The sequence below is a fragment of the Sphingomonas canadensis genome (assembly GCF_026013525.1).
GTDB classification, from domain to species: domain Bacteria; phylum Pseudomonadota; class Alphaproteobacteria; order Sphingomonadales; family Sphingomonadaceae; genus Sphingomonas; species Sphingomonas canadensis.
Genome location: NZ_JAPDRA010000003.1, coordinates 274,606 through 297,208 on the forward strand (window position 1 = coordinate 274,606; position 22,603 = coordinate 297,208).

General features: G+C 66.6%; 20 protein-coding genes and 1 tRNA gene. 8 read left to right on the top strand and 13 right to left on the bottom strand.

What is annotated here, in order from left to right; translation table 11 throughout:
- Nucleotides 1-5: 5 nt before the first annotated feature.
- Nucleotides 6-644: a (d)CMP kinase gene (cmk, locus tag OM513_RS09005; protein ID WP_264943841.1), complete on the bottom strand. Its 639-nt coding sequence runs from the start codon at nt 642-644 to the stop codon at nt 6-8.
- Nucleotides 641-1,987 carry a 3-phosphoshikimate 1-carboxyvinyltransferase gene (aroA, locus tag OM513_RS09010; protein WP_264943842.1) on the bottom strand — a complete coding sequence of 449 codons (1,347 nt, stop codon included), beginning with the start codon at nt 1,985-1,987 and terminating at the stop codon, nt 641-643. Before aroA ends, cmk begins: the two co-directional genes overlap by 4 nt.
- Nucleotides 1,988-2,089: 102 nt before the next feature.
- Between aroA and OM513_RS09015 the strand changes: the two genes are divergently transcribed.
- Nucleotides 2,090-2,416, top strand: a complete 327-nt coding sequence (locus OM513_RS09015) for a TIGR02300 family protein (RefSeq protein WP_264943843.1) — start codon at nt 2,090-2,092, stop codon at nt 2,414-2,416.
- A 109-nt stretch (nt 2,417-2,525) separates the two neighbouring features.
- Nucleotides 2,526-2,601 (top strand) — tRNA-Ala (locus OM513_RS09020).
- Nucleotides 2,602-3,176: 575 nt separating this feature from the next.
- Here OM513_RS09020 and OM513_RS09025 read toward each other — a convergent pair.
- The 8 genes from OM513_RS09025 to OM513_RS09060 all read right to left on the bottom strand — a co-directional run bounded on the left by OM513_RS09025 (nt 3,177) and on the right by OM513_RS09060 (nt 11,109).
- Nucleotides 3,177-3,929, bottom strand: a complete 753-nt coding sequence (locus OM513_RS09025) for a maleate cis-trans isomerase family protein (protein WP_319951609.1) — start codon at nt 3,927-3,929, stop codon at nt 3,177-3,179.
- A complete protein-coding gene (locus OM513_RS09030) occupies nt 3,926-4,852 on the bottom strand; it encodes a fumarylacetoacetate hydrolase family protein (protein WP_264943844.1) in 927 nt (308 codons plus the stop codon). The genes OM513_RS09025 and OM513_RS09030 overlap by 4 nt, the downstream gene beginning before the upstream one ends.
- Before the next feature lie 15 nt (nt 4,853-4,867).
- A complete protein-coding gene (locus OM513_RS09035) occupies nt 4,868-5,992 on the bottom strand; it encodes a cupin domain-containing protein (protein WP_264943845.1) in 1,125 nt (374 codons plus the stop codon).
- A gap of 9 nt (nt 5,993-6,001) precedes the next feature.
- Nucleotides 6,002-7,033 carry a carbon-nitrogen hydrolase family protein gene (locus tag OM513_RS09040; RefSeq protein ID WP_264943846.1) on the bottom strand — a complete coding sequence of 344 codons (1,032 nt, stop codon included), beginning with the start codon at nt 7,031-7,033 and terminating at the stop codon, nt 6,002-6,004.
- Between the two features lie 2 nt (nt 7,034-7,035).
- Entirely contained in the window at nt 7,036-8,271 is a 1,236-nt protein-coding gene (gene kynU / locus OM513_RS09045; RefSeq protein WP_264943847.1) for a kynureninase, read from the bottom strand.
- Complete coding sequence (gene kynB / locus OM513_RS09050; protein WP_264943848.1) at nt 8,268-8,897, bottom strand: arylformamidase; 630 nt, start codon at nt 8,895-8,897, stop codon at nt 8,268-8,270. Before kynB ends, kynU begins: the two co-directional genes overlap by 4 nt.
- Entirely contained in the window at nt 8,894-9,814 is a 921-nt protein-coding gene (locus OM513_RS09055) for a tryptophan 2,3-dioxygenase (RefSeq protein WP_264943849.1), read from the bottom strand. Before OM513_RS09055 ends, kynB begins: the two co-directional genes overlap by 4 nt.
- Nucleotides 9,815-10,020: 206 nt before the next feature.
- Nucleotides 10,021-11,109: a helix-turn-helix transcriptional regulator gene (locus OM513_RS09060; RefSeq protein WP_264943850.1), complete on the bottom strand. Its 1,089-nt coding sequence runs from the start codon at nt 11,107-11,109 to the stop codon at nt 10,021-10,023.
- Nucleotides 11,110-11,388: 279 nt separating this feature from the next.
- Here OM513_RS09060 and OM513_RS09065 point away from each other — a divergent pair, with 279 nt between their 5' ends.
- Genes OM513_RS09065 through OM513_RS09075 form a run of 3 tightly spaced genes read left to right on the top strand, consistent with a single transcriptional unit; the run spans nt 11,389 to nt 14,729 of the window.
- Complete coding sequence (locus OM513_RS09065; protein WP_264943851.1) at nt 11,389-12,033, top strand: UbiX family flavin prenyltransferase; 645 nt, start codon at nt 11,389-11,391, stop codon at nt 12,031-12,033.
- Nucleotides 11,984-13,420 (top strand): aldehyde dehydrogenase family protein, encoded by a 1,437-nt coding sequence (locus tag OM513_RS09070; RefSeq protein ID WP_264943852.1) that lies wholly within the window; start codon nt 11,984-11,986, stop codon nt 13,418-13,420. The genes OM513_RS09065 and OM513_RS09070 overlap by 50 nt, the downstream gene beginning before the upstream one ends.
- Nucleotides 13,410-14,729, top strand: coding sequence for a protoporphyrinogen/coproporphyrinogen oxidase (locus OM513_RS09075; RefSeq protein WP_264943853.1), 1,320 nt, complete (start codon nt 13,410-13,412; stop codon nt 14,727-14,729). Before OM513_RS09070 ends, OM513_RS09075 begins: the two co-directional genes overlap by 11 nt.
- Here OM513_RS09075 and OM513_RS09080 read toward each other — a convergent pair.
- Both OM513_RS09080 and OM513_RS09085 read right to left on the bottom strand, forming a co-directional pair.
- Nucleotides 14,726-15,223, bottom strand: coding sequence for a pyridoxamine 5'-phosphate oxidase family protein (locus OM513_RS09080; protein ID WP_264943854.1), 498 nt, complete (start codon nt 15,221-15,223; stop codon nt 14,726-14,728). The genes OM513_RS09075 and OM513_RS09080 overlap by 4 nt on opposite strands.
- The gene (locus tag OM513_RS09085; RefSeq protein WP_264943855.1) at nt 15,220-16,590 is read right to left on the bottom strand and encodes a sodium-dependent transporter; all 1,371 of its coding nucleotides are present in this window, start codon (nt 16,588-16,590) and stop codon (nt 15,220-15,222) included. The genes OM513_RS09080 and OM513_RS09085 overlap by 4 nt, the downstream gene beginning before the upstream one ends.
- A gap of 416 nt (nt 16,591-17,006) precedes the next feature.
- Between OM513_RS09085 and OM513_RS09090 the strand changes: the two genes are divergently transcribed.
- From OM513_RS09090 to OM513_RS09100, 3 genes are read left to right on the top strand one after another with little or no spacing between them, the layout of a single operon-like run.
- On the top strand, nt 17,007-19,262 hold the full coding sequence (locus OM513_RS09090) for a TonB-dependent receptor (protein WP_264943856.1): 2,256 nt from the start codon (nt 17,007-17,009) through the stop codon (nt 19,260-19,262).
- A 10-nt stretch (nt 19,263-19,272) separates the two neighbouring features.
- Nucleotides 19,273-20,697, top strand: a complete 1,425-nt coding sequence (locus tag OM513_RS09095) for a sulfatase family protein (RefSeq protein WP_264943857.1) — start codon at nt 19,273-19,275, stop codon at nt 20,695-20,697.
- Between the two features lie 9 nt (nt 20,698-20,706).
- A complete protein-coding gene (locus tag OM513_RS09100; RefSeq protein ID WP_264943858.1) occupies nt 20,707-21,129 on the top strand; it encodes a Rid family hydrolase in 423 nt (140 codons plus the stop codon).
- Between the two features lie 31 nt (nt 21,130-21,160).
- Here OM513_RS09100 and OM513_RS09105 read toward each other — a convergent pair whose 3' ends face one another.
- Nucleotides 21,161-22,510 carry a UbiD family decarboxylase gene (locus OM513_RS09105; RefSeq protein WP_264943859.1) on the bottom strand — a complete coding sequence of 450 codons (1,350 nt, stop codon included), beginning with the start codon at nt 22,508-22,510 and terminating at the stop codon, nt 21,161-21,163.
- Between the last annotated feature and the right edge of the window lie 93 nt (nt 22,511-22,603).

Below are 22,603 nucleotides of genomic sequence, written 5' to 3' on the forward strand. Positions count from 1 at the left end.
CGGGCTCAGGCCGTCTCGGCCTTTTGCGCCATCCGGCCGTCGACCAGCCCGATCGCCTTTTGCACGGCGGCCTCGATCGACAGGAAGCTGGTGTCGAGCAGCAATGCGTCCGGCGCGGGGACCATCGGCGAATGCGAACGGCGCGCATCGCGCTCGTCGCGCGCGCGGATGTCGGTCAGCACCTTGTCCAGGCTGGTCAGGATGCCCTGCTTGCGCAGCTCCATGTGGCGGCGCTGGGCGCGGATCATCGGCGTGGCCTTCACGAACAGCTTAACGTCCGCGTCGGGGGCGATCACCGTGCCGATGTCGCGCCCATCCAGCACGGCGCCGCCCGGCTGGTGCGCGAACTTGCGCTGGCGCAGCAGCAGCGCGGCGCGGACCAGCGGATGCACCGAAACCATCGACGCGACCTTGCCCACCTCCTCGCTCTTCAGCCAGACGTCTTCCAGGATATAGTCGTCGAAGCTGCAGGCGGAGACCGCGTCGGTCTCGCTCGAAGGATCGAATTCCTCGCGGATCACCGTCGCCGCCACCGCCCGGTAGAGCAGCCCGGTGTCGAGATGGGGCAGGCGGTAATGACGCGCCAGCGCCCGGGCGATGGTGCCCTTGCCCGAAGCGGCCGGTCCGTCGACGGCGATGATCATGCGCCTTCGTCCCTTCCTTCGCGCAAGGCGTCAAGAGTGGCGAGGAAATCGGGGTAACTTGTTGCGACGGGCGACACGTCGTCCACGGTGACCGGAGCGTTCGCGGCCAGCCCGGCGATGGCCGCGCTCATCGCGATGCGATGGTCCAGATGGGTGGTCACGGTGCCGCCGCCCGCGAAGCGATCGCCGCCGCGCCCCTCGATCGCCAGCCCGTCCTCGAACGGCTGGTAAGCGACGCCCAGCACGTCGAGCACCGCGGCCATCGCGTCGATCCGGTCCGATTCCTTGACGCGCAGCTCCTCCGCGCCGCGCGCCATGGTGCGCCCCTGCGCCATCGCGGCGGCGACGAACAGGATCGGATATTCGTCGATCATGCTCGGCGCGAGATCCGGCGGCACCTCGATCGCGCGGAGCGGCGCGTGGCGCACCACCAGGTCCGCCACCGGTTCGCCGCCCACGGTGCGCGCGTTCGCCTCCGCGATGTCGGCGCCCATCATGCGCAGCGCGGTGATCAGCCCGGTGCGCGTCGGGTTCATGCAGACGTTGGCGATGGTGATCGCGGAACCCGGAACGATCGACGCCGCGACCATCCAGAAGCCCGCCGAGCTGGGATCGCCCGGCACCACGATCTGCTGGGGCTGCAACTCCGCCTCGCCGGTGATCGCGATGACGCGGCCCTCCGCCGTTTCCTCCACGCTCAGCGCCGCGCCGAAGCCGCGCAGCATCCGCTCGCTATGGTCGCGCGTCGGCACCGGCTCGATCACGCGCGTGGTGCCCGGCGTGTTGAGCCCGGCCAGCAGCACCGCCGACTTCACCTGCGCCGACGCCACCGGCAGCCGGTATTCGATCGGCACCGCGGGGCACAGTCCGCGCTCCATCAGCGGCAGCCGCCCGCCGGGGCTGGCGGTGAAATCGGCGCCCATCCGGCTCAGCGGCTCGATCACCCGGCCCATCGGGCGCTTGGAAAGCGATGCGTCGCCGGTGAACGCCGCGGTGATCGGGTGGCTGGCGATCAGGCCCATCAGCAGCCGCGTGGACGTGCCCGAATTGCCCATCTCCAGCGCCGCCTGGGGCTGGAGCAGCCCGCCCACGCCCACGCCATGGACGCGCCAGCTTCCCGGGCCGGTGCGTTCGATATCGCATCCCATCGCGCGCATCGCGGCTGCGGTGGCAAGCACGTCCTCGCCCTCCAGCAGCCCTTCGATCCGGCTCTCGCCCACCGCCAGGCCGGAGAACATCAGCGCGCGATGGCTGATCGACTTGTCGCCGGGAACGGTCACGGTGCCGCGCAGCGGTCCGCCGGCGGAAAAGGCGAGGGGGCGGGGGGCGGTCTGGGCGTGCATGCGCGGCGGCTTTGACAGCCGCCTTGCGCTATGGCAAGGCGCCCCCCACTTTGCGGGACCTGATCCCGAAATCATGCAGAATCGAAAGGCAAGAGGCGGCACATGGTGAAGCCGGAATGGGGCACGAAGCGTGGTTGCCCGAAATGCGGAACCCGTTTCTACGATCTCGGCAATGACGAGCCGGTGACGTGCATCAACTGCGGCTTCGCCTGGGAGCCGGAGCCGATCCTGAAATCCAAGCAGCCGCTGCCGTTCGAGGCGGCGAAGACCGGCGCCGCGCCCGATCCGGAAACCGCGGATTCGGATCTGGGTGACGAGGATCTGGACATCGTCGCCGACGATGGCGAGGCTTCGCCCGACGACGACGTCGATCTGGGCGGCGACGACGATCTGGGCGTCGAGACCGGCGGGGACGAGGACGAGGTCTGAGTTTCCTGGGGGCGGGAATTTTTCCCGCCCGCGGGGCCCGAACCCCGCTTGCAAATGCCGCGACGGCGCTCTAAGGGCCGTCGCCTTCCCGGGGAAAACCCAAGGTTTTGGGGCCGTAGCTCAGCTGGGAGAGCGTCGCAATGGCATTGCGAAGGTCAGGGGTTCGATCCCCCTCGGCTCCACCAATCAACCGAAAAATGCGTTGAATATCATTCCCCTTAGGGGGAGTTCCAAATCCGTCCCTCATTCGCCCTGACTTTAGCAGGCGATCTTGGGATGCGAGGGTGCCCGATCCCTCGGGAGGGAATCGCGTTCGGTGGAGCAGATGCCGGGCCGTCAGCGGAACATCGGGTTCGAATTGCTAGGACTACGAAGGCAACCATCAATCGCTGGTTGGAAGCGTTGCCCCCCGAACCGGTGCTGATGGGTCTGTGTCAATCTGCGCTGCGGCGTCCGTCCCTGCGCTTGCGGGCTTTCGCCAGGCGGGCCTGGCGCAGCCGTCGATTGGCCTCGTGCTGCTTACGCCATGCTCATCCCGCCGCCCGCAACTTCATACAGACGCGCGATCGGTGCCCGCGCGGGATTTCGGCGCGAGACTTTGCATGCCTGTTGACGGTGCAGGGGGCGCCGCCGATCGATGCAGCCGCTCCAGCGCCGGTGATCGCCTCGGGTAGGAGGAAGGACAGCTACGCCGGCGGCCGTGCCGAGCAATCAGCCGCCAGCGATCGCGAAGGTCAGGACGCCCTTCGATGGCCGTCCGTCAATACCTCCCCGAAAGGAGAGCGCCCGCATCCGGCACGCGGGTTTCGAGCTCAAGCTGCTTGAGCATCTGATAGGTGGTGCAGATCGCCGCAGAGACCACGGGCAGACCAATCTCATCCTCGACCTTCTGGATTGAAGGGAGCGAGGGCATCTGGACGCAGGCTGAAAGCACCAGCGCATCGATGCCGGTAAGGTCGAGCTTGCGATAATGGCGCAGCAGATTGGCGGGATCCTGAGCCGCGACCTCCAGATTGTCGGGAATCTCCAGCGCCAGCCAGTCGTGCACTGCGATGCCTTCGCCCTCGATATAGGAGACCACGAGTTCGGTGAGCGGCCGCATATAGGGCGCGACGACCGCGATGCGCCTGGCCCCGAGCGCCGCGAGGCCGTCGACCAGCGCTCCGGCGCTCGTCACGACGGGCGCGGGCCGGCCATTCTCGACCGTGCGGCCGTGCAGCCGGGCCTGCGACGTGCGGTGATAGCCCGGACCCATGCTCATGATCGCGACGAGGCAGGCATAGCCCAGCACGTCGACCGCGGCGTCGGAAAGCTCGAGCGCGCAGCGATCCGAGTCGGCGTCCATCGCCGCCAGTTCCTCCTTCGTCACGCGCTTCATCCGCATGCGCGCGGAATGGAAGGTGAAGCGCTCGGCCGCGATCGCCTCGCGCGCGCGCAGCATCGCGGGAATCTCGGTTTCCATGGTGACATTCGAGCTCGGCACGATCTGCCCGATGCGGAAAGGGCGGCTCACGCGGCGATCTCCGCGGCGGCGACCACCGGGTGGCGCAGCGTTCCGATGCGTTCGACGCTGGCGGCGATCACGTCGCCCGGGCGGAGCCATTCCGGCGGGTCCATGCCCGCGCCGACTCCCGCCGGCGTGCCCGTGGCGATGATGTCGCCGGGCTCCAGCGTGATGCCCCTGCTGATGTCGGCGATCAGCTCGTCGACCTTGAACAGCATATAGGCGGTGTTGCTGCGCTGTTTCTCGACGCCGTTGACGGTCAGGCTCAGGTCCAGCGTCTGCGGATCCGGGATCTCGTCCGCAGTGACGATGCAGGGGCCCATCGGCGCGAAGCCGTCCTGTCCCTTCGAATAGATCCATTGCCCCGCGCGGCGGCAATCGCGCGCGCTGATGTCGACGATCACGGTGTAGCCGAACACATGGCTCAGCGCTTCGGCGCGCGAGACGCGCTTCGCCGTGCTGCCGATCACCGCGCCGAGCTCGACTTCCCAGTCGAGCTGCCGGGTGATCGTCTCGTCGAGCGGAATGGCGTCGCCGGGGCCGATCACCGTCGTGGGCGGCTTGGAGAAGATCACCGGCTGGCGCGGCAGATCGGGCGAGGTATCGAGCGACTTGGCGGATTCCGCCACATGCTCGGTATAGTTGAGGCCGATGCCGAACAGGTTCTTGCGCGGGCGCGGGATCGGCGCCAGCAGCCGGACATTGCCCGCAGGCACGGCCGCACCGAGCGGAAACAGCCCGCCACATTCGCGGATCAGCCGATCGGCGATGGTGATCGCCTGCGGCCCCAGATCGATGAACGCGAGCATCGTCGCAGGCATCGCCACGCCCTTTGCCGCGCCGAGCCTCGCGATATCCACCACAAGGCCGTCCACGATCGCGCCCAGGCGCGCCTCCGCCTCGATATTCGCCCGGTAGGTTACAAGACGCATGTTCGATTCCCGCTGTTAGGACAAAATGGGTTGGTGACCGCCGTTTTCGGCCAGCGCTTCCTCGCGATAGAGGCCGAGCGCGCGCATCACCGGCAGGTCGTTGAAACTGAACAGGCACGCATCCTCGCGATCGGAGCCATTGGCGTGTTCGTGGTACATCCACGACGGAACGACGAAGATGTCGCGTTCCTGCCAGTCGAAGCGTTGGCCGTTGACGATCGAATATCCCGCGCCCTTGGCGCACTGGTAGACGAAGCTTCCCGTGTGCCGATGGGCCCTGGTCCGCTCTCCCGGCCGCAGGAGCTGCATGGAGGCGCCGATCGTCTGCATCACCGGACCTCCGGTGTGCGGATTTACATATTCCATCAGCACGCCGTCATAGAGCGAACCGGCGGTCACCGACGCATAGCGAAGCAATGCGTCATAGGTCGGCGCCCATTCATATTTGAGCAGCGGCGAATAGGGCTTGGACCAGGCGACCCCGGCCGGCCGCAGCCCCGCCCCGGCCCAGATCGCCGTCGAATCGTTTACCGGGTGGGAAACCGCTTGGTTGAGATCGGGATGGACCTCGTAGAAATTGGCGTCGAGCGCATTCATCAGCGGAATGTCCAGCCCGTCCTGCCAGATGCAGATCGTACCGTCCTCCGCCACGCCATGCTCGTGCCAGGTTCCGTTGGGAGTCAGCACGAAATCGTTCGCGCCCAGCGTCATGCGGTGGCCGTCGACATTGGTGAAGGCGCCGCTGCCCTCCATGATGAAGCGCAGCGCCGATGCGCTGTGGCGGTGGCTGGACGCGCATTCGCCGGGTGCCATCACCTGCAGGCCCGAATAGAGCCAGCCGACGGCGGCGACGACATCGCTGCGCCCCTTGTTTTCGAGATAGACCACGCGCCGGCCCGCCTGCTCGGGAGTCACCAGATCCAGCGCGCGCAGCACGTCTTCGCGCAGATCGCGGTAGCGCCACAGCATCGGCACCGAGCCGGAGGCCGGTTCCCATGGCTCGATCCGATTGGCGACGGTCCACAGGGCGCCCGTGCCGAGCGTTGCGAGCCGCTCGTAATAGGCGATCCGCTCGGGCGTGTCGGCAACGTTGGCGCGGCCGAGCCTGTCTTCGCGATATTGGTCGTAGCTGGCTGTCATGTCGGCTCTCTAGTTTTCGGCGTTGACGGGAAGGGGCCGCTGCGCGCCGGGTCCGTCCTGGAAGCTGGTCGCAGCGCGCGGGCGCCGGTCGACCCGCAGGTCGAAGATGTCGAAGCGGTTATAGGCGCCGATGATGTCGTGCATCTGCTTGGGCTGGATGCACTGGTTCAGGTCGATCTCCGCGTAGACGATCCCTTCGTCGTCGATCAGTGGTTCGCCCACCAGATTGCCGTGCGGATCGATGACGCCGGAAAAGGCGCTCTGCGGGCGCGCAAGCAGCGCGCGGTTGCCGGGACGCTCGGCGCTCATCGCGGCGACGATCTCCTCGCTCACGGTCGAACAGGCGACGATCGTGAACAGCTTGCCTTCGAACGAATGCGCGGTGGCGCGGATGCGGATCGCCTCGGCCATGTTGTAGGAGGCAGGCGCCACCGGAAGCGCGATGTAATTCGCGACATGGACGAGTTCGCCCTGGGACAGCAGCGCGAAGCGGGCGAGCGTGTTGGTATTCTCCCCGCAGGCCAGCGTCCCGAGCGGCCCGACCGGCGTGTCGTAAACCCTTAGGCTCGATCCGTCGCCGCCCGCCCAGCTCAGCTTTTCGGCCCAGGTCGGCACCAGCTTGCGATGGCGGCCCAGGATCGCGCCGTCGGCGCCGATGACGATGTTGGTGTTGTAGAGGGTCCCAAGCGCGCGCGGATCGCGTTCGTTGACGCCGATCACCACGACGCAGCCATGCTCGCGGGCCGCGTCGCACAGCCGCTCCGTCTCGGGACCCGGAACGGTGATCGCCGAGCGATAGAGCCGTTCGAACCACGCGCCGCCCTCGATCGGCGTCATCAGCCAGCTCCAATAGGGATAGCCGGCGACGAATACTTCGGGAAAGGCCACCAGTCGCGCGCCGTTGCGCGCCGCCTCAGCGATGAGCGAGCAGGCCTTGTCCACCGTTGCGGCAGTATCGAGAAAAACCGGCGCGGCCTGGACTGCGGCGACTTTCGATCTTGGAAGGTCAAGCATGTTCGATTCCTCGTCGGGCGTGGCCATCGTCAGGTGACCGCCGCGCGCAGGCGATATTCGGGCTTGTCCCAGGCGCGGCTAAGGCAGACTTCGTGCAACCGCTCGACCGCATCGACGATGTCGGCGTGGCGCAGATAGAGCGGGGCTAGGCCGAAGCGGAGAATATCGGGCGCGCGAAAATCGCCGATCACGTCGCGTTCCTTGAGCGCCTGGACGATCTCGTATCCGTGGGGATGGGCGTAGGCGACCTGGCTGCCGCGAAGCTTCGGATCGGCCGGGAACACCGGCTCGAAGCCAAACTCGGCGCAGCGAAGCTCCATCCGCTCGATGAAGAGCTGGCTCAGGCGAAGCGACTTCTCGCGCATCTCGCGTATGTCGGCGCGCAGCAGCAGATCGATTCCGCATTCGAGCGCGGCCAAGCCGAGCACGGGCGGCGTTCCGCACTGGAAGCGCGAAATGCCCCCGGCCGGCCGGTAATCCTCCTCGAAGGCGAAGGGGCTGGCATGGCCGAACCAGCCGGAAAGCACCGGCATTGCCGCCTGATTCCGTTCGGCGACGAACAGGAAGGCGGGCGCGCCGGGACCGCCGTTGAGATATTTATATCCGCAGCCGACCGCGAAATCCGCCCGGGCGCCGTTGAGATCGACCTCCATTGCGCCTGCGCTGTGGCTGAGGTCCCATACCACCAGCGCGCCGGCCTGCTGCGCGCGGCGGGTGACCTCCGCCATGTCGCGGACCAGGCCCGACTTATAGTGGACCTGGGTGAGCAGCAGCACCGCGACATCTGCGTCGAGACGGTCGAGCACGGCCTCCGGATCGGCCCGGACCGCCTTGATCCGGCCGCCGCTGAACGCTTCGATGCCCTGCATCATATAGACGTCGGTTGGGAAGTTGGTGCTTTCGGAAAGGATCACCGTCCGGTCCGGCCGAAGCGAGATGGCGGCGGCCAACGCCTTGAAGATGTTCACGGAGGTCGAATCCGCGGCGATCACTTCGCCGGGCCGCGCGCCGATCAGCGATGCGATCTTGTCGCCGATGCGCAGGGGCGCGGTCGACCATCCGGCGTCCAGCCAGGACTTGATCAGTCCTTCGCCCCATTCCTCGGTGACGGCGGCGGCGATCCGGGCGGCGGTGGCCCTGGGCCGCGCGCCGAGCGAGTTTCCGTCGAGGTAGATCAGGCCCTCGCGAAGCTGGAATTCGTCGCGGAAGCCGCGCAGCGGATCGCGCGCGTCGAGCGCGGCGATCCCGGCAGGATCGAAGGTCATCGGGGCAGCTCCCGCAAAATGGCGCGGACCGGGCTGGCGTCCGCTTCGAGGATCCGGATCGGCAGGGCGATCAGCTCGTACCGGCCGGCCGCCACGTCATCGAGAACGAGCCCTTCCAGGATCCGCATGTCGCCGGCGAGGATCTCGCGATGCGCGTCCATCGTCTGCGAGGTTTCCGGATCGAGCGAGGGGGCGTCGGTGCCCACCAGCCGGACGCCCGCCTGGCGCAGTCCCGCGATCACTTCCGGCGCGATCGCCGTGAAATCCGAGTCCCAGCGATCTGCGGGAAATTGGCCATAGGTGCGGAACAGCACCCGCTCGACTCCCGCGATTGCCGCCCATTCGACGTCTTGCAGTTCTATCCGGCCGCGCGCGTGGCGCGCGTCGATCACCAGGCACGGACCCAGATAGGGGTGAAGGGCGCATTCGGCGCTCGTCGCCCCGCCGCTATCGTAATGAAAGGGTGCGTCCGCATGCGTGCCGGCGTGGAGCGGCGCATCGAGCGCACCCACGTTCACTGGGCATTGCGGGCCGATCTCCGCAAGGCGGCGGATCGCCAGCGGCGGCTCGCCCGGCCATAACGGCATACCCGGCCGCAGCGTCTGAGAGATATCCCAGACCTTCATCCTGCAACGCCCCCGTCCGCCGGGGTGGCATAGCTCGGCCCCTCACGCGGGGCTACCATGCGGGTGCGCATCGACCAGAGTTCGGGAAAGAAGCTGAGATTGAGCGCCTTGACGAGATAGGCGACGCCCGAGGAACCGCCTGTTCCCATCTTCTGGCCGATCACGCGCGCGACCGTCTTCATGTGCTTGAAGCGCCATTCCTGGAAATAATATTCGATTGCGGTGATCTTCTCGGCCAGCGCGTAGAGATCCCAATGCGTCTCGACCGCGGAATAGACGGTGAGCCATGCGTCCTCCACCGCATCCGAAGGCTCGTACGGGCGGCGCCAGTCGCGATCGAGATGCGAAGCGGGGATGGCGAAGCCGCGGCGCGCCAGCAGGCGCAGCAGTTCGTCATAGAGCGAAGGCGCGTTCAGGACGGCGGTAAGGCGCGCGTGCGCCGCCCTGTCGTCCGTATGGACGAGCAGCAGATCCTCGCGCTTGTTGCCGAGCAGATATTCGAGCTCGCGATACTGATGCGACTGAAAACCCGACGCCTTGCGCAGAAAGCCCCGGAAGGTGAGGAAATCGTGCGGCGTCAGCGTGGCCAGCACCTCCCAACTGTGGATCATGTGCCGCTGGATCGTCGCGATCCGGTCGAGCGTCTTGAGCGCATGATCGAGGTCGTCCGCCTTGATCGCGGCCGCGGCCAGCCGGGCTTCGTGCAGCACCAGCTTCAGCCAGAGCTCCATGGTCTGGTGCATGATGATGAACAGCATCTCGTCGGGCTTGTCGGACACCGGCACCTGTGCCGAGAGCAGCCGTTCGGTCTGTAGATGACGGGCATAGGAAAGGCCGGCGTCCCATTGGATCTTCTCGCCATCGATCTCGGCCTCGAAGCTTTCGACGCCGTCTTCGGTGAATTTCCGGATGGTCAAGATACGCTCCCGATCGAACATAATTTGATTCGAGCATGCGAATAGGTTTCGCCGATCGGAGGCGGCAAGGGGACGATTGTCGCTACGCGAAATCGATTTAGTGCGATTGGTCCTATATCCGCCGGATGCTCACCGCCGCCATGCGGCGCGGCAGGAATCGGGGCCGGAAAAGGGGCTGGTCTAAAGCCGCGCCACCGCGGTTGCGGTCAGGCAAAGTCGCCTTGCTCGGGCTCGGCGCCGGGGTTCGGTTCGGGCACGTGCGACAGTTTGCGGGCACTGCTGGGCGTAATGCCGAAATAGCGCCGGAAGGCCGAGGTGAAGCTCGCCTGATAGCGGTAGCCCGCGAGCCACGCGACTTCGCCGACCGACTGTTTCTCAAGCACGAGCAGTTCGATCGCTTGCTGCATGCGCCTGCGGTGCGCGGTTTCGAACAAGGTGCTGCCGTACAGCAGCTTGAAGCCGGTCTTCAGCTTGGTCGTATTGGTGCCCAGATGCTTGGCGAGCGAGGAGATCGTCCAGCGGCTGTCGGACAGAACCAGCTCGCGCGCGCGTTCGAGCAAGCCGATTTCCTTTGCCGTCAGCATGTCGGCATCGTCGTCGGCCGGTTGCTGCTCGATCGCCTCGGCGCAATGGCACAGCAATGCGGACACCAGACCCTCGGCATAGGCAATTCTGCGGACGCCCGGGAAGCCGTTGTGGATGAGCTTTCCGGCGATCGTGACGGCGCTGAGCTGGAGTGGCCGCAAGAGCATAGTGATGCCGCCCTCCGCCCCGTCGGGCATCGCGAGCCGGGCCGGCATGTCGGCGCCGTAGCGCTCCGCGAGGTGGCCCGGCACGACGAAGATGCTGATGCTGGTGCGATCCCCCGGCTCGCAATAGGCCTGATAGGAGCCGCCCCTGCTCTGGTGACAGGCCAGCAGCTTGCCGCCGCCCACGGGCAATTGATCGTCGCTTTCCCGGCGAAGCCCGGATTCACCGGAAAGCGAGATATGGAACTCCACCATGCCCTCGGCGGGCACGGTCTCCGCGCATGGGGTCGCGAAGCGGCAATGGGTTATCGCGACATAGACGGACGTTCCGAAGCGGTAGAGGTCCCATTCCCCGGAGCCATTGGGATTGGGAAGCCGCGCGTTCAGGCCGTCGTCCGCCTCGACCACTGATGCGTGGCCCGCTTCGCCGAATGCCGGCAGCGCAGCAAACATGTCGCGAATGCCGGACCCGCGCCCGCTTACGATCGTGCGATATAGTCCTGCCGGGGCCGCTTCCGCTTCGCCGGGCGGATGGTCGCCCTCCATGTTCCGCGCAGGCTGCATAGCCGAGAACCCGTCGCTATCGTTCCAATACCGGGTTGGCCGCGCGCGGCCAGCCATAGGGCAGCATAAATCGAAAAGGCGCGGAGAAGCGAGTCATGCCCGGCCGCTTCTTTGGGATTTGCGTCGGATTCTCATTGATTTCGGTACGGTTGGCCGCGGCCGGCATGGCGGCGGGCCTTTGATGATGTAGTCGTTCCCGGCGATGGATCCTGCCAAGCGGCTGCATCCTCGATCCATGCAATGTAGGAACGGACCCTTTCGGTGAGTCGTCGGATAGTTGTCGGCATCAGCGGTGCATCGGGCGCCATCTATGGCCTGCGCCTGCTGGCCGCGCTCGGCGATCTCGGCTGGGAGCGGCATGTCGTCGTGTCGCGGGCCGGCCGCCGCACGATCCTGGAAGAGACCGGCGCCACGATCGAGGATGTCCGCGCGCTCAGCACCCGGCTCTACCCCCCGGAAGACATCGGCGCGGCGATCGCGAGCGGTTCCTTCGTGACTGCGGGGATGATCGTGGCGCCCTGCTCGATTCGCAGCGCGGCCGAGATCGCGACGGGCGTGACCGCGGGGCTGCTCACCCGCGCCGCCGACGTCAACCTGAAGGACCGGCGCCGCGTGGTGCTGATGGTGCGGGAAACGCCGCTGCATACCGGGCATCTTCGGATGCTCACCACGCTTTCCGAAATCGGTGCGATCATCGCGCCGCCGGTTCCGGCATTCTATGCGATGCCACGCGGCCTAGACGATATTGTCGACCACAGCGTCGGGCGCGTGCTGGACCTGTTCGGTATCGAGAACAGCCTCGCCCATCGCTGGCGGGACGAGCCCGGCACTTCTGACCTCATCGGAGCCAAGACCCATGACCAATCTGAGCGCAATCAATCCACGCACGGGGATTGCGGACTTTAGCTTCGAGGCGGCCTCGCGTGAGCAGATCGCGGCGGCCGCGGCGGCGGCGCGCGAGGCGCAGCCCGGCTGGTCGGCGCTGACGATAGAGGGCCGCATCGCGCTGCTGATGCGCTGGGTGGAGCAAATCCGCTTGCGGCGCGTGGCGATCGCCGAGGCGCTGACGCTCGACACGGGCCGGCGGCGCATCTCCTATGAGGAGGTCGACGTGATCTGCCACATGGTGGAGGGCCATGCCGAGCGCGCGCGCGTGCTGTTCAATCAGAACGCGGCCGAGATTGACGCCCCCAAGAGCGGCGGCGGCGTCGATTTCGAGCCGCAGCTCGTGCCCTATGGCGTAACCGGCGTGATCAGCCCGTGGAACTTCCCGGTGATCCTTTCCTTCATCGACGCGATTCCGGCGCTGCTCGCGGGCAATGCGGTGATCATCAAGCCGAGCGAGGTCACACCGCGTTTCGTCACGCCGCTGGCTGAGGCGATCGCGGCGGTACCGGAACTCGATGGCATCATCACGCTCGTCCTTGGCGATGCGCAGACCGGCCAGGCGCTGATCGAGAATGTCGATCTGATCATCTTCACCGGATCCGTGGCGAACGGCCGGAAGGTGGCGGAGAGCGCCGCGCGCCGGCTCATCCCCGCCTTCCTCGAACTGGGCGGCAAGGATCCCGCGATCGTGCTGCCCGGCGCCGATCTGGAGCGCGCGGCGACCGCTATCGTGCGCAGCGCGGTCTATAACAGCGGGCAGGTCTGCTATTCGATCGAGCGCGTCTATGTGCATGACGACATCCACGATGCCTTTGTCGGCCTGCTCGCGGAAAAGGCAGCGGCGCTGGACATCAACCATCCCGATATCGGCCGTGGCGAGATCGGCCCGTTCATCCACCAGCGCCAGGCGGAGATCGTCCGCGAGCAGATCGAGGACGCGGTGCAGAAGGGCGCGTGCATCCTCACCGGCGGCCGGATCGAGGAGCATGACGGCGGGCGCTGGCTGCGCGCGACAGTGATCGACGGCATCAATCACGGCATGCGGCTGATGACGGACGAAACCTTCGGCCCGGTCATTCCCGTCATGCGCTTCGCCTCGGAAGACGAGGCTGTGGCGCTCGCGAACGATACGATCTTCGGGCTGAGCGGCGCGGTGTTCGCAGCTACTCTGGAGGAGGGAACCGCGCTGGCGCGCCGGATCAATGCCGGCGGGATCAGCATCAACGACACCGAACTTACGCGCGCGATCACCTTTTCGGCCGAGAAGAACGCATTCGCCTGTTCGGGTCTCGGCGGGTCGCGCTACGGCACGACTGCGACATTCCGCTATATGCGCAAGAAGGCGCTGATCCGGAACGGGGGCGCGGTGAAGGACCTCTCCGCGCTGTCCGAGCATGGGGGCTGAGCCGGCAGCGGCGAACGCGCCGCGGATCGTCGTGGTGGGGGCGGGGATCGCTGGGCTCACTGCTGCGTACCGGCTCGGCGCGAAAGGCTTTGCGGTCACGGTGCTGGAGGCGAGCGAGTCGCCGGGCGGGCGATGCCGCGAGATCATGGTCGAGGGGCTGCGGCTGCGTGCCGGGGCGCGGCTGCTCTACAGTTTCCACGCCGATCTGATGCGGCTGATCGCCGATCTCGGGCTTGGCGATCACATCGTGCGGCTGGGCGGCGCGACGATCGAATGCGAGGATCGCGGACGTGTCTATCCGCTGCCGATGGGCGTATCGACGGCGGTGCTTCGCAGCGCCGAGCTGCCTCTGCGCGAGAAGCTGGGGCTGGCCCGGCTGCTGCCCGAACTCGCGAACGCGCGCTTGCGGGGCAATCCGGACGATCTCGCTTCGCTGCCCGGCCAGGACGGGATCGACCTGCAGCGATTTCTGCACAAACGGGGGCTTTCGGCGTTCGAGCGGCGGCTGGTCGCGCCAGCGTTTCGCGGCGCGCGCGGGTGGGACACGGATCGCGTCGCGCCCGCCTTCTTCCTGCTCACCGCGGCGCATGGCATCGGCGCGCATGTCTTCACCTTTCGCGACGGCCTTGGGACGCTAGCGACCGCGCTCGCATCGGGGCTGGACGTCCGCTACGGCATGCGGGCGGCAAGGATCGCGGCGGGCAAGGGGCACGCATCGGTGGAAGGGAATGGGCTGGACGGGCCGTTCCGGATCGAAGCTGATATCGTGCTGTGCGCCACCGAGGGAAGTCTCGCCGGCCGGCTTATCGACACGCCCGCCCAGCCGATGCGCAATTTCCTCGCGTCGGTCCGCTACAATGGCATGGCGATCGCGCACGCCGTGCTGGACCGGCCCTTGCCGGCGCGCCAATTGTTCTTGGGCGCGGACCACCCGTCGCGCCTCGCGATCGTCGAATCGGTTCCCGGCAGCGGCAGCCCGGAAGATCCGCCGCGCCTGTTCTGCGAGCTTGCTCCGGAGCTTTCGGGCGAGGCGGAGCGGGACCTTCCCCTATCCGGCCACATCGCGCCCCATCTCGATGGCATATTGGATGGCCGCACGGTGGAGCGCTGGGTCGATCAGCGCATCCCCGCGATGCTGCCCTTGCCCTATCCGGGCTATGCCGCGCGCATGAAGACCTATCGCGACTGGCAGTCGGCGCGGCCGCGGCGCGTCTATCTGGCGGGAGACTATCTCGCGACCGCGCTGGTCGGCGGGGCCTGCGCCAGCGGCGGGCGTACCGCGGCCGACATCATCGGCCATTGGAGCTAGCCGGCGATCCAGCCGGTCTCTGACCGCAGATATTCGCGCCGCGTGGCGAACCCCTGCCGATTGTCGATGAGCCGCAGGCGATCGGGCCGGAGGAGGAAGAACGCATTGCGGAGAAAGGCTTCCCGGACCCGGCCCTGCTGCGGACCGGCGGGCGCTTCGACGATGCGGCGGATCGCGGCGAAGCGATCGAGATAGGCGGCGCGGGCGGCCTCCTGCTCGCCGGCCGCCACCGGCTCGATCTGTCCGCTCCCCTGCACGCCGCGCAGCGCGTCCCAGCTCGCGGCGGCCGGATGCACCGCGAACGCCACGGCGCCCGCGAGCGCTGCTTCGCTGCAATGGCGGCTGCGTGCGCTCGACACGAACAGCAGCGTGGCATCCGCGACCGCGAAGAAGACGGGTGCCGCCCAGGGCCCGGCCGCATCCCCGGTCGCGACGGTCACCACTATGGCTTCGTCGAGCAGCGCCGCCACGTCCGGGGGCAGCGCGGGCGTCACAGCGTCGCCATCAGCCCGACGATCGCCAGCGGCGTCGCGATTCCCACGATCAGCCGCCACGGTAGGTAGAGCGCCGGCTCGTCCTTGAACTCGCTGCGCAGATCGCCGTTGCGCATCGCCCATGCCACGAACAGCGCGATCAGCAGCGCGTTGAGCGGCAGCAGGATGTTCGCGACGCCGAAATCGAGGATGTTGAACACCGTGGCCTCGCGGAACACCCGGATCCAGGACAGCGGATGGAAATCGGCGAGCAGGCTGAACGACAGCAGCGAGGGCAGGCCGACGATGGACAGCACTACGGCCGCCAGCGCGCACAATTTCTTCCGCCCGAGCGACAGCCGCTCCTCCAGCCACGACACCACCGGCTGGAGCATGGCCACCGCGCAGGTGAGCGCGCTCAGCGCGAGGAGCAAGAAGAACAGGATGGCCAGCAGCCGGCCGCCGGGCATCTGGCTGAACGCGAGCGGCATCGCCACAAAGACGAGATTGGCGCCGCCTTGCGGATCCGAGCCATAGTGGAGAACGATCGGGAAGATCGCCACCGCCGAGATCAGCGTCGCGATCAGGATGCCGAGCGTGAGCCCGAAGGCCGACTGCGGCAGCGACGCCTGTGCGGGCAGGAACGATCCGAACGTCATCAGCACGCCGATGCCGATCCCGAGCGAGAAGATCGCCTGGCCGAGCGCGGCAATCACCGAATCGAAAGTGAGCCGCGCGAAATCGGGTTTGAACAGATAGACGATGGTGTCGCCCAGACCGATGAACACGGCATTGTAGACGATCAGCACCAGCAGCACGCCGCTCAGCGCGATCATCTTGATGCGCGAGATCGTCTCGATTCCGGCGTGTAGCCCCTGCGCGACGACGAAGGCGATACCGAAGATGAAGCCGATCTGCATGATCGCCTGATGCAGCGGCGCGGCGGTCTGCGCGTTGAACGCCGCCAGCGATTCCGCGGCATCGGTCGTCCCGAACCCCTGCCAGATCGCGATCCGGGCATAGTCGATGCTCCAGCCCGCGACGACGCTGTAGTAGCTGAGCCCGAGAAAGGGGATGAACAGGCTCAGCCAGCCGATCACGCGCCAGGCGCGCCAACTGCCGTTCTGCGCGACCAGCGCATCGACGCTGGCCACCGTGCTGCCCTGTCCGCGCTTGCCGATCATCATCTCGGCGATCGCCACCGACGTGCCCAGGATGAGCAGGAAGGCGATGTAGACCAGCACGAACGCGCCGCCGCCATTGGCGCCGGCGACATAGGGAAAGCGCCACAGGCTGCCGAGCCCGACCGAGGCGGCGATCGTCGAATAGAGAAAGGCAAAACGCGAAGACCAGTGCTGCCGGGCCTGCCCGCCATTCGTTGCCGCCATTGCCGTCATCGCGCTCCCCGCCTGGATCTATGGCGCGGCTCCCGGCGCTGCGCCGCCCGAACCATCGGCGGCGGGTCCGGCGTGTGCAAGCGGAGGAGGGCGCGGAGCGGGCGATCGGTCCGATATCCACAAAATCCCGCCATTTTGAACAAGTCTGGCGCGACGCCACCTGCAACGCCCCATCGAGATCGGACGGATGATTTAATGATTTGGCCCGGCGGGCGATTTCGGCGTGGCGAACGTCTGAACTTGCTGTCACCTTCCGGTCATATTCTTCGTTCTGCCGCGCTGTTTTCCGGCAGGGCCGCCTATTATTCAAGATCAATTGGCGCACAAAGCTGTAAAATTGGGGATCGCAGATGAAGTTGTATAATATTTTACTCGCAACGGCAGGAATAAGCATCGCGATCTCCGCCATGCCGGCGGCGGCGCAAGATGCCGGGCAGCAGCCGGAGGCCGGGCCTGCGGAAGGCGAGATCGTCGTCACGGCGACACGCCGTTCGGAATCGGTGAAGAACACGCCGCTGAGCATCGCCGTTGAATCGGGAGAGAATCTGGCTCGCTCCAACGTGTCGTCGCTCCAGGATCTGACGCGGGTCCAGCCGGCGCTCGCGGTGAATAACCAGGGCGCCGACGGCAATCAGTACATCATCCGCGGCGTGCTCTCGGATGTGGGGTCGACCACCGGGATCTATCAGAACGAGGCGCCTCTGGTCGGCAACGGCATCGTCCAGCGCAACGGCGACGGCAAGCCGGGCCTGCGGTTGCACGACATCGAGCGCGTCGAGGTGCTGAAGGGTCCGCAGGGCACCCTGTTCGGATCGGGTTCGCTCTCGGGCACGATCCGGGTGATCACCAACAAGCCCTCGACGGATGCGATTGCGGGCGGTGGCACCGTCACCGCCGGCTTCATCCGGGGCGGCAAAGCGCTGTACACGACCGACGGCTATCTGAACGTGCCCGTGACGGACAAGGTCGCCTTCCGGGTCGTCGGCTGGGGCGAGTTCGGTGGCGGATATATCGATCAGCAGACCGGTTTCGCACGGACCACGCAGATCGGGAACGCCAATGATTCGGTGGTATGGGGCGGGCGCTCCGCAGTGTCGGTCGACGTCACCGATGGCTTCAACCTGCTCGGCGAGGTCAGCTATCAGCAGGTCCAGGTGGACGGCACGCAGTCGTTCGTCGCTAGCCAGGGCGCCTATCGCTCGAACGCGCAGACGCAGGAGCCCTATGAGTCGAAATATCTGCTCGCTACGCTCACCGGGACGCTCGACACCGGCATCGGCACGGTCAGCCTGATCGGCAGCTATGGCCGCCAGAGCGTGCTGGCGACGGCCGATACCACGCCGTCCGCAGCCCAGGTCGCCGGCCGCGCGAACGGGCGCTACTGCTCGGGCGGCGCGACGCCGCCCAACGGCTTCACCTGTCCGCTTTCGATCGGGGCGAGCCTGTTCTCCAACGATGGCGATTTCCACAACTATACCGCCGAAGCGCGCTTCGCCTCGGACTTTTCCGGCCCGCTGCAACTCGTGGCCGGCGCCTATTACGAATATGACGTGACCGGCTATCAGAGCACGATCATCAAGGTGCCGGCGAGCAGCGGCCTGGCCGAATGCTACACGATCTCCGAATGCACGGGCATCGGCAACCGCAACGCCGTGCTGTTCGCGCGCACGGCGGAACAGACGGTCAGCCAGTTCGCCTTCTACGGTCAGGCCGACTATGAGATCACGGACAAGCTGAAGGCATCGGCGGGCCTGCGCTATTACACCGCCAAGCTCACCCAGACCGATCAGCAGCTTCAGGCGGGCGTGACCTCGCTCGTGAACGTCATCGATCCGCCGGGTGCGATCTCGCGCGGCAGCAGCCGCGAAAACAGCCCGAGCTATGCCTTCTCGCTGCTCTACACGCCGTCGAGCGACGTGAGCATCTATGCCCGTGCGGCGTCGGGCTTCCGCATCGGCGGGGTCAACAATTCCGCGCTGCTGGCTCGCGACGCCGGCGTGACGATCGCCGACAGCTACGGCCCCGACGATCTGTGGAGCTATGAGATCGGCAGCAAATTCTACCTGCTCGACCGCCGCCTGTTCGTCGATGTGGCTGCCTATCAGATGGACTGGTCCGGCCAGCAGGTGAGCGCCACCGATCCGAGCGGACGTTTCACCTATGTCGTCAACGCGGCACAATCGCGCATCCGCGGCATCGAACTGTCGGCGCGCTATTCCTATGGCGGCTTCAGCCTCGGCACCGGGCTGACCTACACCGATGCGGTGCTGACCCGCGATCTGCCCGCCGCGGTGCGCGCCGCCGGAACTTTCGGCTCGGCGGGCGATCGGCTACCCCGCATCCCGCGGTGGATCGGTTCGGCGCAGGCCCGCTACGAGACCGGCCTCGCTTCCGGCACCGGCTATATCCAGGGAGACGTATCGGTACGTGGCAGCTCGTCCTACAGCTTCAACGACAGCAATGTGTTCAATCCCCGGCTGCCGTCCTATGGTCTGATCGGTGCCGCTGCCGGCTATATCGTGGGTCCCTGGGATCTGGGGGTCTTTGCCGAGAACATCACGAACAAGCCGGCATATTTCGGCGTCAACGCGACGGTCGACGCGGTCAAGGTCTACACCGTCCGGCCGCGCACGATCGGGCTGCGCGCCCGGGCCAGTTTCTAGGAGAAGTCGCTTGGGCGATCTCATGCGGAAGCACGATCGCCGTCACATCCTGAAGGGTGGGGCGGCGGCACTGGGCGCGGCGGCAGCCTCACGCTCGATTGCCGCGCCCCGTTCCCCCCGCAAGCCGAACATCGTCTTCATCATGGCGGACGATCTCGGCTATGCGGACCTCAGTTGCTATGGCCGCCGCGACTATGAAACGCCGAATATCGACCGGCTGGCGGTGCAGGGCGTCCGCTTCACCCAGGGTTACGCCAATTCCTCGGTCTGTTCGGCGACGCGCCTGGCGCTGATCACCGGCCGGTACCAGTATCGCCTGCCGCTCGGCCTGGAAGAGCCGCTGGCGGAGCGCGACATCGGGCTCCCGCCCGAACACCCGACGCTGCCGTCGCAGCTCCGGCTGGCAGGCTATACGACGATGCTGATCGGCAAATGGCATCTGGGCCGCTTGCCCAAATATGGCCCCCGGGAAAGCGGCTACGACCATTTCTTCGGCTTTCGCGGCGGCGCGCTGGACTATTTCACGCACGAATCGAACGGCCGCGGCGATCTGTGGGACGGTGACCACAAGGTCGAGATGGCCGGTTATATGACCGATCTGCTCGGCGATCGCGCGGTGAAGGCGGTGGGGGAACTTGCCCATGCCGGCAAGCCGTTCCTGATCAGCCTGCATTTCAGCGCCCCGCACTGGCCCTGGGAAGGACCGGAAGACCGCGCCGAGGCCGAACGCCTGGCCGCCAAAGCGGGGCCGGACGCGGCGTTCAGCTTCGACGGCGGCTCGCTCGCCACCTATGCCCGGATGGTCGAGCGGATGGATCACCAGGTCGGACGGGTGATGGCCGCGCTCGACCGCGCCGGGATCGCCGAGGACACCATCGTCGTCTTCACGAGCGACAACGGCGGCGAGCGCTTCTCGGACACCTGGCCATTCACCGGCAAGAAGACCGAACTGCTGGAGGGGGGCATCCGCATTCCGGCGATCCTGCGCTGGCCGCGCCGCATTCCGCGCGCCACGACCAGCGATCAGGTGATGATTTCGATGGACTGGATGCCGACCCTGCTGGCCAGCGCAGGCGCAGCGATTGCGCCGGATTGTCCCAGTGACGGCATCGACATCCTGCCCGCGGTCCTGAGCGGCGCTCCGGTGCCCCGCACGCTGTTCTGGCGCTATCTGCACATGCGCCAGCAGGCGTGCCGTTCGGGATCGTGGAAATATCTGAAGATCGGCGAGAACCAGTTCCTGTTCGATGTGATCGCGGATCCGCTTGAGCGCGCCAATCTCAAGGACAGGCGGCCGGAGATATTCGCCGGGCTGGTGGCGCAGTATCAAGCGTGGGAGGCGACGATGCTGCCGCTCGATCCTGCTTCCTATTCACATCATTTCAGCGGGCGCGATATGGCCGACCACTTCGGCGTGCCGCCCGGCGACGACTGAGGACCCGATATGCTTACGACCGACGAACGTGCGGCCCGGCCGGGCGGCCGCGACCATGTCCACCCCAATATGCAGATCGCCTATGAAAGGGCGGGCGTTCCCTCGGCTTATGAAGTCGATGGCTGGGTCTTCCTTACCGGCGTGGTGGCGGCTCGCGGCGAAGACGAGGGCGGTGACCTGAAGCCGGGCTTCGAACGCACGTTCCGTCAGCTTGGCGAGGTGTTGGCGATGGCGGGCTGCTCCTGGGCGAACGTGGTGAAGATGACGTCGTTCCACATCGACATCGCCCGCGAGCTGCCGGTGATGGCCGAGGTGCGGCTGCGCTATGTCGCGCCGCCGTATCACGCATGGTCGGTGATCGGGGCCGCCAGCCTCGCCAATCCCGCGGGCTTCTGCGAGATCGAAGTAACCGCACGCAAGCCGGCCGCCTGAGGCCGCTTCTGCCAAATCGATCCCGACGCCCTCAGGCGTCGAGATAGTCCGACAGCTTGAGACCGGCCAGTCCGGGGATCTGCTTGCGCTGGAATTCGGCCTGGCGTCCCCAGGGCATGGTCGCGTCGATCGCCAGCCTGCCCCAATGATCCTTCTGCGGATCACGGTAGAAGCCGGGCACGTCGGACAGCACCATCGCGCGCGTGTCGGCGCGGCCGCGGGTCAGATAGGCCCACATCACATCGTCCATGTCGTGGATGTCCACATCCTCGTCCACCGCGATCACTACCTTGTTGTAGTCGAGGTTCGATCCCAGCGCGGCGAGCAGCGCGTGCTTGCCATGGCCTTCATATTCGGTGCGCAGGCGGATGATCGTCATCATCGTCGTTGGGTGGCAGCTCACGTCGAGCACGCCGCTCATCACGTTGCGCAGATGGCCATAGACGCGCGCCGCCGTGGTCGCCTCCAGCGGCCGCAGATCCTCGTCCGAGCCGCACAGCAGCGCATGGAACACGGCGTCTGGGCGGCGGCTGACATGCGTCACCTCGAACACATGATTGTCGCCCACCTCGACATAATTGCCCAGGAATTCGCCGAACGGCCCCTCGGGCCGCCGGATGTTCGGGAGGAAACGGCCCTCGACGACGATCTCCGCATCGACCGGCACCTCCAGATCGATCGACACGCAGCGCCGCATTTCGACGGGCGCGCCGTCGATCCGCGCCGCGATAGCCAGCTCGCTGCGGTCATAGGGCAGCGATGCGCAGGCGGCCATGAACAGCGACGGCTTCACCCCGATCAGCAGCGCGGCCTCCAGCGCCTCGCCGCGCTCCTCGGCCTTGCGCTGGTATCGCGCAAGGTCGTGGCTCGAGCCCAGGCGCACGCGAAGCTCGTCGTCGCCCACCATCATCGAACGGTGGAAGGAGAGATTGGGCACGCTTGTGTCCGGCTCCTTAGCGAGGAAAATAGCGGTGGTGAGATAGGGGCCGCCATCGCGTTCGTGATAGGTGATGCGCGGCAGATCGGAGAGGCGGCAGCTCTGCCACCCGGCGTCGGGCCGCTTGCCGGAAACGGTGCAATCGCGATCGTCTGCGGTGGCCACGATATCGAGCCATTTCTGGCAGAATCCCTCGTTGCCGGCGGCACCGATGAAGCGGCGCAGCCGGTCATGATCGCTGTAGATGTTGGAGATGACGGGGATGTCCGATCCGGCGACTTGTTCGAACAGGATGGGGTGGCTGCCGGCCAGTTGCGCCGCCTTGATCACCGCGGCGATTTCGTGCGTCGGATCGACTTGCCGTGCGACCCGATCGACCCGCTCGCCTGGCTCCGCGCCGCCGAGGATCCGGGCCAGGGTGGAGCTGATATTCTGGGGTCGCATCGGGAATCTCCGGCAGGAATTTGAAATCGTGGTGGTTTCCCTCAATGTTCGACCGGGGGTGCTATAGCCAGCCATGTGCCCCGGATCGGGCGC